Genomic DNA, 9,724 nt, shown 5'->3' with positions numbered 1-9,724 from the left:
GAAGCCCCATCGCGACTGAAGTCGCTCCTACGGGCGATGGCGCGCGGCGGCGCGGCTCTCGTCGCCGACAGGCCGCCTACCCGCATTCCAGGCCCCACCCCTTCGCGCGGTTGCGCCCTCGCCGCCTGCGTCCTATAAGCGAAGACACCCGCCCCCCGCCCGGAGATCCGCACGATGGCATCGGAGCAGCTCAAGCCGACGCTCGGCACCCTGCACCTGTGGGGCATCGCCGTGGGCCTGGTGATCTCGGGCGAGTACTTCGGCTGGAGCTACGGCTGGGGCGTGGCCGGCACCCTCGGCTTCCTGGTCACCACCACGCTGGTGGCGGTGATGTACACCTGCTTCATCTTCAGCTTCACCGAGCTGACCACCGCGATCCCGCACGCCGGAGGCCCGTTCGCCTACAGCTGGCGCGCGTTCGGCGCCGTCGGCGGCATGCTCGCCGGGATCGCTACGCTGATCGAGTTCGTGTTCGCCCCGCCCAGCATCGCGATGGCGATCGGCGCCTACCTCAACGTGCGCTTCCCGGGCCTGGACCCGAAGCTGGCGGCGGTGGCGGCGTACTTCGTGTTCATGACCCTCAACATCCTCGGCGTCGGCATCGCCGCCACCTTCGAGCTGGCGGTGACGGTGCTGGCGGTGCTGGAACTGCTGGTGTTCATGGGCGTGGTGGCGCCGGGCTTCAGCCTGGCCAACTTCACCCGCGGCGGCTGGGCCGGCTCGGACCACTTCACCGCGGCCGCGTTCGCCGGCATCTTCGCCGCGATCCCGTTCGCGATCTGGTTCTTCCTGGCCATCGAGGGTGCGGCGATGGCCGCCGAGGAGGCCAAGGACCCGCGCCGCACCATCCCGCGCGCCTACATCGCCGGCATCCTCACCCTGGTGTGCCTGGCGCTGGGGGTGATGCTGATGGCCGGCGGCGTCGGCGACTGGCGCGAGCTGTCCAACATCAACGACCCGCTGCCGCAGGCGATGATGGCGGTGGTCGGCGCCGATTCCGGCTGGCTGCACATGCTGGTGTGGATCGGCCTGTTCGGCCTGGTAGCGAGCTTCCACGGCATCATCCTGGGCTATTCGCGGCAGTTCTTCGCGCTGGCCCGGGCCGGCTTCCTGCCGCGCGGGCTGGCGCGGCTGTCGCGCTTCCGCACCCCGCACCGGGCGATCCTGGCCGGCGGTGCGATCGGCATCGCGGCGATCTACAGCGACGGCCTGGTCGACCTGCAGGGCATGAGCCTGACCGCGGCGATGATCACCATGTCGGTGTTCGGCGCCATCGTCATGTACATCATGAGCATGCTCAGCCTGTTCCGGCTGCGGCGCAGCGAGCCGGGGCTGCCGCGCAGCTTCCGCGCGCCCGGCTACCCGCTGCTGCCGGCGATCGCGCTGGCGCTGGCGCTGCTGTGCCTGGCGGCGATGGTCTGGTTCAACCCGCTGATCGCGCTGGCGTTCGTCGCGCTGATGGCGCTGGGCATGCTGGCCTGCGGGGTCAGCCTGCGCTACCAGGGCGCGACGGCGGCGCCCGGGCGGGCCTAGGTGGGCGGCTACGCGCACAGCATCGGCGGCCGCCGCTGGCGCTTCGCCGACCTCAAGGAGCTGCTGGCCAAGGCCTCGCCGGCGCGCTCGGGCGACGTGCTGGCCGGCATCGCCGCAGCCGACGCCAGCGAGCGCGTGGCCGCGCAGATGGCGCTGGCCGAGCTGCCGCTGCGCCGCTTCCTCGACGAGGCGGTGATCCCCTACGAGGACGACGAGGTCACCCGGCTGATCGTCGATGGCCACGACCCGGCGGCGTTCGCGCCGGTGGCCCACCTCACCGTCGGCGACTTCCGCGACTGGCTGCTCGGCGACGCCGCCGATGCCGCGGCGCTGGCCGCGCTGGCGCCCGGGCTGACCCCGGAGATGGCCGCGGCGGTGAGCAAGATCATGCGCGTGCAGGACCTGATCCTGGTGGCCAGCCGCATCCGCGTGGTCACCCGCTTGCGCAACACCCTGGGGCTGCGCGGGCGGCTGTCGACCCGGTTGCAGCCCAACCACCCCACCGACGATGCCGCCGGCATCGCCGCCAGCATCCTCGACGGCCTGCTCTACGGCAACGGCGACGCGGTGATCGGCATCAACCCGGCCGGCGACAGCACCGCCCACGTCTGCGAGCTGCTGAAGATGCTCGACGCGGTGATCGGCGGCTACGCCATCCCCACCCAGGCCTGCGTGCTGGCCCACGTCACCACCTCGATCGAGGCGATCGGGCGCGGCGCGCCGGTGGACCTGGTGTTCCAGTCGATCGCCGGCACCGAGGCCGCCAACGCCAGCTTCGGCATCGACCTGGCGCTGCTGCAGGAGGGCTGGGAGGCCGGGCTGTCGCAGCGCCGCGGCAGCCTCGGCGACAACGTCATGTACTTCGAGACCGGCCAGGGCAGCGCGCTTTCGGCCGGTGCGCACCACGGGGTGGACCAGCAGACCTGCGAGGCGCGCGCCTACGCGGTGGCGCGCCGCTTCCGGCCGCTGCTGGTCAATACCGTGGTCGGCTTCATCGGCCCGGAATACCTGTACGACGGCAAGCAGATCGTCCGCGCCGGGCTGGAGGACCACTTCTGCGGCAAGCTGCTCGGCCTGCCGATGGGCTGCGACATCTGCTATACCAACCATGCCGAGGCCGACCAGGACGACATGGACGTGCTGCTGACCCTGCTCGGCGCCGCCGGCACCAACTTCGTCATGGGCATCCCCGGCTCGGACGACGTGATGCTCAACTACCAGACCACCTCGTTCCACGACGCGCTGTATGCGCGCCAGTTGCTGGGGCTGCGCCCGGCGCCGGAGTTCGAGGACTGGCTCGAGCGCCAGGGCATCCTGCGCCTGCGCGACGGCCGGATCGCCCTGGGCGGAGACCTGCCGCCGCCGTTCCGCGGCGCGCTGGCGCGGCTGCGCGAGGATGGGCCGTGAGCGAGGGTCCCGCGTGCATGGACCCGTGGGCGCGGCTGCGGCGGCTGACCCCAGCGCGCATCGCCCTGGGCCATGCCGGCACCAGCCTGCCCACCCGCGCCCACCTGGAATTCCAGCTCGCGCATGCGCAGGCGCGCGACGCAGTGCACCTGGCGTTCGACCCGCAGCCGCTGTGCGAAGCGCTGCACGCGCGCGGCCGCGCCTGCCTGCTCCTGCACAGCGCCGCGGCCGATCGCCACGCCTACCTGCAGCGCCCCGACCTGGGCCGGCGGCTGGACCCGGCCTCGGCCGAGGCGCTGGCCGCATACGTCGCCCGGCACGGCGGCGGTGCCGACCTGGCGGTGGTGGTCGCCGATGGCCTGTCGGCACTGGCGGTGCACCGGCATGCGCCGGCGATGCTGGAACGGATCGAGGCGCTGTGCGGACGCCGCGGCTGCTCGCTGGCGCCGGTGGCGCTGGTCGCGCAGGGCCGCGTGGCGGTCGGCGACGAGATCGGCGAACGGCTGGGCGCGCAGGCGGCGGTGGTGCTGATCGGCGAGCGTCCGGGCCTGAGTTCGCCCGACAGCCTGGGCCTGTACCTGACCTGGGCGCCGCGGGTGGGCTGCAACGACGCGCAGCGCAACTGCATCTCAAACATCCGCACCGGAGGCCTGGGCTATGCCGAGGCAGCGCACACGCTCGACTTCCTGCTCGGCGAGGCGTTCCGGCGCCGGCTCTCGGGCGTGCAGCTCAAGGACGAGGCGAGCGCAGCGGTGGCGGCGCTGGAGAGCGACGACACGCGCGCAGGCAATTTCCTGCTGCCGGATTCCGCCGATCCGTAGCGCTGAGTTGGTGCTTGCATCCCTTTTCGGGGCCCGGCCGAGGAGCTACTGGGAACGCTTCAGCCGAGCAAGCCCGGCTCTACGCGAACGGCCTCAGGCCCCGCCGCTGGCGGCACGCCAGCTGTGCCAGAGCTGCTGCAGCGGCGGAGCCAGCACCGGCTTGCCGGCGTGTTCGCGCTGCAGGCGCAAACGCGCCAGCCGCGACCAGACCCGGTGCGCACGGGCCAGCCGGGGCTTGGCCGGCCATCGCCGCAGCAGTTGCGCGCGCCACTGCCCGGCCTCGATCCCGGCCGGTGCCGCCGCGCTGCCGGCAGCCTGGCGACGCGCGTCCAGCCACTGGACGGCCACCGCGGCCGCGTCGGCGGGTTCGCCGCGTCCGAACAGCACCGCCTCCACCGCGACCACCGCGGCGGCGAAGTCGCCGAGCCCGGCCAATGCGGCGTCGAGCGAAGCCGGCATCGCGCGGGCATCCTGGATCGCCGGCAGCGCCTGCGCCAGCTCGGCCCACGGTGCCCGCACCGGCTCCAGCACGCGCCCCAGCGGATGGCGCGAACGCTGCTGCGCCCAGTCGCGCAGCTCCTGCTGCCACCAGGCCAGCTTGGCATCGGCCGGCAACGGATCGCCGGCGATGTTCATGATGTCCTCGAACTCCTGCAGCAGCGCGAACCAGGCCAGCACCACCAGCCGCTGCGGCTCGGGCACGAAGCGCTCGGCCAGCGACCATTCCGGCCAGCGGCTGCGCCATTTGTCGATGAAGCTGTCCAGTACGGCGGATTGGCTCATGGCTGATCCGGGATCGGGGTCAGGACGATGGCGACGCCGCCGGCCACGCCGCCGGATCCAGCAACTGCCGCGGCGCGTCCACCAGCACGTCGGCCTGCCACGCCAGCGGATCGTCGTCGTGCAGCCGGTAGCCCCACAACGCCGCCACCGACGGCATGCCCGCCGCGCGCGCGGCGACGATGTCGCGCTGGTCGTCGCCGACGTAGACGCATGCGCCGGCCGCCACGCCGATGCGCTCGGCCGCGGTCAGCAGCGGCAGCGGGTGCGGCTTGCGCTCGGCCAGGGTGTCGCCGCCGATCAGCACCGCGCAGCGCGTCTCCCAGCCCTGCTGCGGCAGCACCCGCCGCGCCAGGTACTCGGGCTTGTTGCTGACGATGCCCCACGCGCTGCCGGCGGCATCCAGCGCGGCGAGCATCGCCGCCACGCCGTCGAACAGGCGCGCATGCTGGCCGACGATGCGCTCGTAGCGATCGAGGAACTCGGGCACGTGCGCGTCGCGCTCGGCCGTGGGCAGCTCCGGGAACGCCACCCCCAGCATCGCCCGCGCGCCCTTGGACACCACCGGCCGCAGCTGCGCCAGGGTCAGCGGCGCGCGGCCGCGATCGGCGAGCATGGCGTTGGCGGTGACCAGCATGTCCGGCGCGCTGTCCAGCAGGGTGCCGTCGAGGTCGAACAGCATGGCGGGGGGGAAAGACGGGGATGGGGGATTGGGGATTCGGGATTCGGAAAAGCAGGCTGTCGCAAGCCCCGGCTCTTGCGAATCCCCAATCCCCAATCCCGAATCCCGGCTCTTCACGCCTTCACCGCGCAGGCCAGGTAATTGACATCCGTGCGCGAGGACAGCCGCGCGCGGCTGCGCCACGGCTCGTAGGCCATGCCGCTGACGTCCTCCAGCTGCAGCCCGGCCTCGCGCAGCCAGGACGCCAGCTCGGCCGGCTTGATGAAGTCCTGGTAGCGGTGGGTGCCGCGGGGCAGCAGCCGCGCCACGTACTCGGCCCCCACCACCGCCAGCGCGAACGCGGCCGGGGTGCGGTTGACCGTGGACAGGAACAGCCGCCCGCCCGGCCTGAGCAGGGTGGCGCAGGCCTGGACGATCGCCGCCGGGTCGGGCACGTGCTCGAGCATCTCCATGCAGGTGACCGCATCGAAGGCACCGGGCCGCTCGCCGGCGAGCTGCTCGGCCGACTTCACCTGGTAGTCGATCTCCACCCCGGTTTCGCGCTGGTGCAGCCGCGCGACCTTGATCAGTTCCTCGCCCAGGTCGACGGCGGTGACGTTGGCGCCCTCGCGCGCCAGCGCCTCGCTGAGCAGGCCGCCGCCGCAGCCGATGTCCAGCACGCTCGCGCCGGGCAGCTGCACCCGCGCAGCGACATAGGCCAGGCGCACCGGGTTGAGTGCGTGCAGCGGCTTCTGCGGGCCGTCGGCGTCCCACCAGCGGGTGGCCAGGGCGGCGAACTTGTCCAGCTCGGCCTGGCTGAAGTTGCCGTGGTTCGGGGTGTTGTCGGCGGTCATGATGGGCTGCTCCGTGTTGCGATGCTGGCCGGACGGATCGCGGCTCAGGCCTTCAGGCATGGATGGTACGGATACGGTCGCGCCACTGGCGTGCATTGGCGGTGATCGCCTCCACGTCCATGCCGACCAGCTCGCGCCGCACCAGCTTGGGACGGCCGGCGATCCACACGTCGCTGACCTGGTGGCGGCCGGTGGCGTAGATCAGCTGCGACAGCACGTGGTGCAGCGGCTGGGTCTCCAGCGCCGACAGGTCCACGCACACCAGGTCGGCCTGCTTGCCGGGCTCGATCGAGCCGATCCTCTCGCCGAACCCCAGCGCGCGCGCGCCGCCCAGCGTGGACGCGCGCAGCGTGGTGGCCGCATCCAGCGCGGTGGCGTCGTTGGCCACCGCCTTGGCCAGGATCGCCGCGGTGCGGTTCTCGCTGAACATGTCCAGGTCGTTGTTGCTGGCGCAACCGTCGGTGCCGATGGCCAGGTTGACCCCGGCCCGCGCCAGCGCGCAGGCCGGGCAGAAGCCCGAGGCCAGCTTGAGGTTGGATTCCGGGCAATGCACCACGCTGACTCCGTGCTCGGCGCACAGGTGGATCTCGCCCTCGGTGAGCTGGGTCATGTGCACCGCGATCAGGCGGTCGTTGACCAGGCCCAGGCGCTCCAGCCGCGCCAGCGGGCGCTGGCCGTACTGCCGGATCGAGTCGATGATCTCCTGCTCGGTCTCGTGGGTGTGCAGGTGCACCGGCACCTCGAGCTGGTCGGACAGCATCCGCACCCGCTCGAAGTTGGCGTCGCTCACCGTGTACGGCGCATGCGGCGCGAACGAGGTGCCGATCAGCGGATCGTCGCGCCACTGGTCGTGCAGTTCGGCGGCGCGGGCGAAGTACTCGTCGTCGGACTTGGCCCAGGCGGTGGGGAAATCGATGATCGCCGCGCCGACCAGCGCGCGGAAGCCGTGCTTCTTGTAGACCGCCGCCTGCACGTCGGCGAAGAAGTAGTTCTCGTTGGCGCAGGTGGTGCCGCCACGCAGCATCTCGGCGATCGCCAGGGTGGTGCCGTCGGCGACGAACTCCGGGCCGATCACCGCGGTCTCCACCGGCCAGATGTGCTCGCGCAGCCAGGTCATCAACGGCAGGTCGTCGGCCACGCCGCGCAGCAGCGTCATCGGGTTGTGGGTGTGGGCATTGACCAGGCCGGGGATCAGCGCGCACTGCGGCCGCGACACCACCTCGGCGGCGGCGAAGCGCGCGCGCGCCTCGGCCCTGGGCAGCACCGCGACGATCTCGCCGCCGCGCACCGCCACCGCATGGTCCTCCAGCACCACCGCGTGCGGTTCGACCGGGACGACGTGGCCGGCCTCGATCAGCAGGTCGCAGGGTTCGGGGAGGCTGTGCGGGTCGGTCATGCGGGGGATCGCCGATGTGGGATGGAGGCGCCGCTGCGTATCGCGGCGATGGAGCTGTGCCGGTGCTGGCGGCGCAGCGAGGCCCTGCTGTCAGGCGGATGGTAGCGGGAAGCCATCTGCCGTAGTCCCCGCGCAGGCGGGGACCCAGGGACGTTGGCTTTCGCGGCCTGGAAGCTGCTGCTCGAAGCAACGGCAACGGCAAAGCCACTGGATCCCCGCCTTCGCGGGGATGACGCAACGGCAGGGGCGTCCGCTTTGCGGACGCGTCGTTGCGTCACTTCACCCGGGAAACGTACTCGCCGGAGCGGGTATCGACCTTGATCACCTCTTCCTGGCCGACGAACAGCGGCACGCGCACCACCGCGCCGGTCTCCAGCGTGGCCGGCTTGCCGCCGCCGCCGGAGGTGTCGCCGCGCACGCCCGGGTCGGTCTCGACGATCTTCAGCTCGACGAAGTTCGGCGCCTGCACCGCGATCGGGGTGCCGTTCCACAGCGTCACCACGCAGTCCTCCTCGCCCTTGAGCCACTTGGCGGCGTCGCCGACGCCGGTCTTGTCGGCCTGCACCTGCTCGAAGGTCTCCTGCTGCATGAAGTGCCAGTACTCGCCGTCGCTGTACAGGTACTGCATGTCGGTATCGACCACGTCGGCGGCCTCGACCGAGTCGGTGCTCTTCATGGTGATTTCCTGCACGCGGCCGGACTTGATCAGGCGGTAGCGCACGCGGGTGAAGGCCTGGCCCTTGCCCGGCTTGACGTAGTCGGTCTCGGTGATGATCGCCGGGTCGCCATTGATCAGGATCTTCATCCCGTTCTTGACGTCGTTCATGCCGTAAGTGGCCATGCTGCAACTCCTCGGATAGGGTAAAACCGCCGCGGGGAAGCGGCCGGCCGGATACAATGGGGAGCCCGCCGCGACCGGCGGGCGCTTGTTTTCAGACCTCACATGATAACCGCAGCCCCCGCTCCCAGACAGCCCGCCCCCGCCCTGCCGATGGACGCCGCGCCTGCGCCGCGCTGGCAGCGGCTGTGGCGCGAGGCGGTGCGCGACCCGCTCGAACTGCTGGCGATGCTGGGGCTGGACGCGCAGGCGGCCGGCATTTCCGGGCAGGCCGCCGCGCAGTTCGCGCTGCGCGTTCCGCGCGGATTCGTCGCACGCATGCGCCGCGGCGACCGCCACGACCCGCTGCTGCGCCAAGTCCTGCCGCTGGACGAGGAAATGCGCAGCGTGCCCGGCTTCGGCCTGGACGCGGTCGGCGACGGCGCGGCCAGGAAGGCCACCGGGGTCATCCAGAAGTACCGCGGCCGCGCGCTGCTGGTGGCCACCGGCAGCTGCGCGGTGCACTGCCGCTACTGCTTCCGCCGCCACTTCCCGTATGCCGAGGAGACCGCCGCGCGCGACGGCTGGCGCGAGGCGGTGGCGGCCATCGCCGCCGATCCGGACATCGACGAGGTGCTGCTGTCCGGCGGCGACCCGCTGTCGCTGGCCACGCCCAAGCTGGCCGAGCTGACCGACGCCCTGCGCGCGATCCCGCACATCAGGCGCCTGCGCATCCACAGCCGGCTGCCGGTGGTGCTGCCCGAGCGCATCGACGCCGAGCTGCTGCAATGGCTGCGCTCGCTGCCGTGGCCGCTGGCGTTCGTGATCCACGCCAACCACGCCAACGAGTTCGACGCTTCGGTCGATGCCGCCATGGCCGCCTTGCGCGGCACCGGCGCGACGCTGCTGAACCAGGCGGTGCTGCTGCGCGGGGTCAACGACGATGTCGACGCGCTGGCCGCACTGAGCGAGCGCAGCTTCGCCGGCGGGGTGCTGCCGTACTACCTGCACCAGCTCGACCGCGTGGCCGGGGTGGCGCACTTCGAGGTATCGGACGCGCGCGCCCGCGAACTGCACCGCGAACTGGCCGCGCAGCTGTCCGGGTACCTGGTGCCGAAGCTGGTGCGCGAGGTGGCCGGCGACAGCGGCAAGAGGCCGCTCTGAGCCCTGCGGCTACCGTGATGGCAGCAGCCGTCGGTTTCGTATCGAACCGAACCGTCGTCCGCACGCTGACAGGAAACCGGCGATTCTCGCGGTGGGCAGCCGGCGACTGGATCTCCCGGTAGCCCGGTCCCAGCGTATAGACCCCAAGTACCCGCCCTCCCCTGTTTCGTCATCAACATTCCAGAGCCCCCCCTTCTCCCGCTTGCGGGGGAAGGTGCCCGAAGGGCGGATGGGGGTTGCCTGGAGCATGGGAAAGCAACAGCAGAAGCGCCCCCATCCGGCGCTGCGCGC

The 9,724-nt window shown here is 71.9% G+C and carries 9 protein-coding genes; 4 read left to right on the top strand and 5 right to left on the bottom strand.

Annotation, left to right across the window (positions count from 1 at the left end; genetic code table 11):
- Positions 1 to 165: 165 nt before the first annotated feature.
- From eat to eutC, 3 genes are read left to right on the top strand one after another with little or no spacing between them, the layout of a single operon-like run.
- A complete protein-coding gene (gene eat / locus LRX76_RS18140; protein WP_231807036.1) occupies positions 166 to 1,533 on the top strand; it encodes an ethanolamine permease in 1,368 nt (455 codons plus the stop codon).
- Positions 1,534 to 2,940 (top strand): ethanolamine ammonia-lyase subunit EutB, encoded by a 1,407-nt coding sequence (locus LRX76_RS18135; protein ID WP_231807034.1) that lies wholly within the window; start codon positions 1,534 to 1,536, stop codon positions 2,938 to 2,940. It abuts the gene before it with no gap.
- The gene (gene eutC / locus LRX76_RS18130) at positions 2,937 to 3,761 is read left to right on the top strand and encodes an ethanolamine ammonia-lyase subunit EutC (RefSeq protein ID WP_331716792.1); all 825 of its coding nucleotides are present in this window, start codon (positions 2,937 to 2,939) and stop codon (positions 3,759 to 3,761) included. Before LRX76_RS18135 ends, eutC begins: the two co-directional genes overlap by 4 nt.
- A gap of 93 nt (positions 3,762 to 3,854) precedes the next feature.
- Here the strand turns inward: eutC and LRX76_RS18125 are convergent, their stop codons facing one another.
- From LRX76_RS18125 to efp, 5 genes are all read right to left on the bottom strand, one after another.
- Complete coding sequence (locus LRX76_RS18125) at positions 3,855 to 4,544, bottom strand: squalene/phytoene synthase family protein (RefSeq protein WP_231807033.1); 690 nt, start codon at positions 4,542 to 4,544, stop codon at positions 3,855 to 3,857.
- A 19-nt stretch (positions 4,545 to 4,563) separates the two neighbouring features.
- Positions 4,564 to 5,259 (bottom strand): phosphoglycolate phosphatase, encoded by a 696-nt coding sequence (locus LRX76_RS18120; protein ID WP_331716793.1) that lies wholly within the window; start codon positions 5,257 to 5,259, stop codon positions 4,564 to 4,566.
- Positions 5,260 to 5,336: 77 nt separating this feature from the next.
- Positions 5,337 to 6,056 (bottom strand): bifunctional 2-polyprenyl-6-hydroxyphenol methylase/3-demethylubiquinol 3-O-methyltransferase UbiG, encoded by a 720-nt coding sequence (gene ubiG, locus LRX76_RS18115; RefSeq protein WP_231807031.1) that lies wholly within the window; start codon positions 6,054 to 6,056, stop codon positions 5,337 to 5,339.
- Positions 6,057 to 6,108: 52 nt separating this feature from the next.
- Entirely contained in the window at positions 6,109 to 7,452 is a 1,344-nt protein-coding gene (locus tag LRX76_RS18110) for a TRZ/ATZ family hydrolase (protein WP_231807030.1), read from the bottom strand.
- A gap of 274 nt (positions 7,453 to 7,726) precedes the next feature.
- Positions 7,727 to 8,293: an elongation factor P gene (gene efp, locus LRX76_RS18105; RefSeq protein ID WP_231807029.1), complete on the bottom strand. Its 567-nt coding sequence runs from the start codon at positions 8,291 to 8,293 to the stop codon at positions 7,727 to 7,729.
- A gap of 102 nt (positions 8,294 to 8,395) precedes the next feature.
- Here efp and epmB point away from each other — a divergent pair, with 102 nt between their 5' ends.
- Positions 8,396 to 9,433 carry an EF-P beta-lysylation protein EpmB gene (gene epmB, locus LRX76_RS18100; RefSeq protein WP_231807028.1) on the top strand — a complete coding sequence of 346 codons (1,038 nt, stop codon included), beginning with the start codon at positions 8,396 to 8,398 and terminating at the stop codon, positions 9,431 to 9,433.
- Positions 9,434 to 9,724 lie beyond the last annotated feature (291 nt).

This window comes from Stenotrophomonas sp. MMGLT7, from assembly GCF_021168555.1.
In the GTDB taxonomy this organism is placed as follows: Bacteria; Pseudomonadota; Gammaproteobacteria; order Xanthomonadales; family Xanthomonadaceae; genus MMGLT7.
The sequence above is the reverse complement of the archived record's forward strand: the minus strand, read 5'-3'. Positions and strand labels throughout refer to the sequence as shown.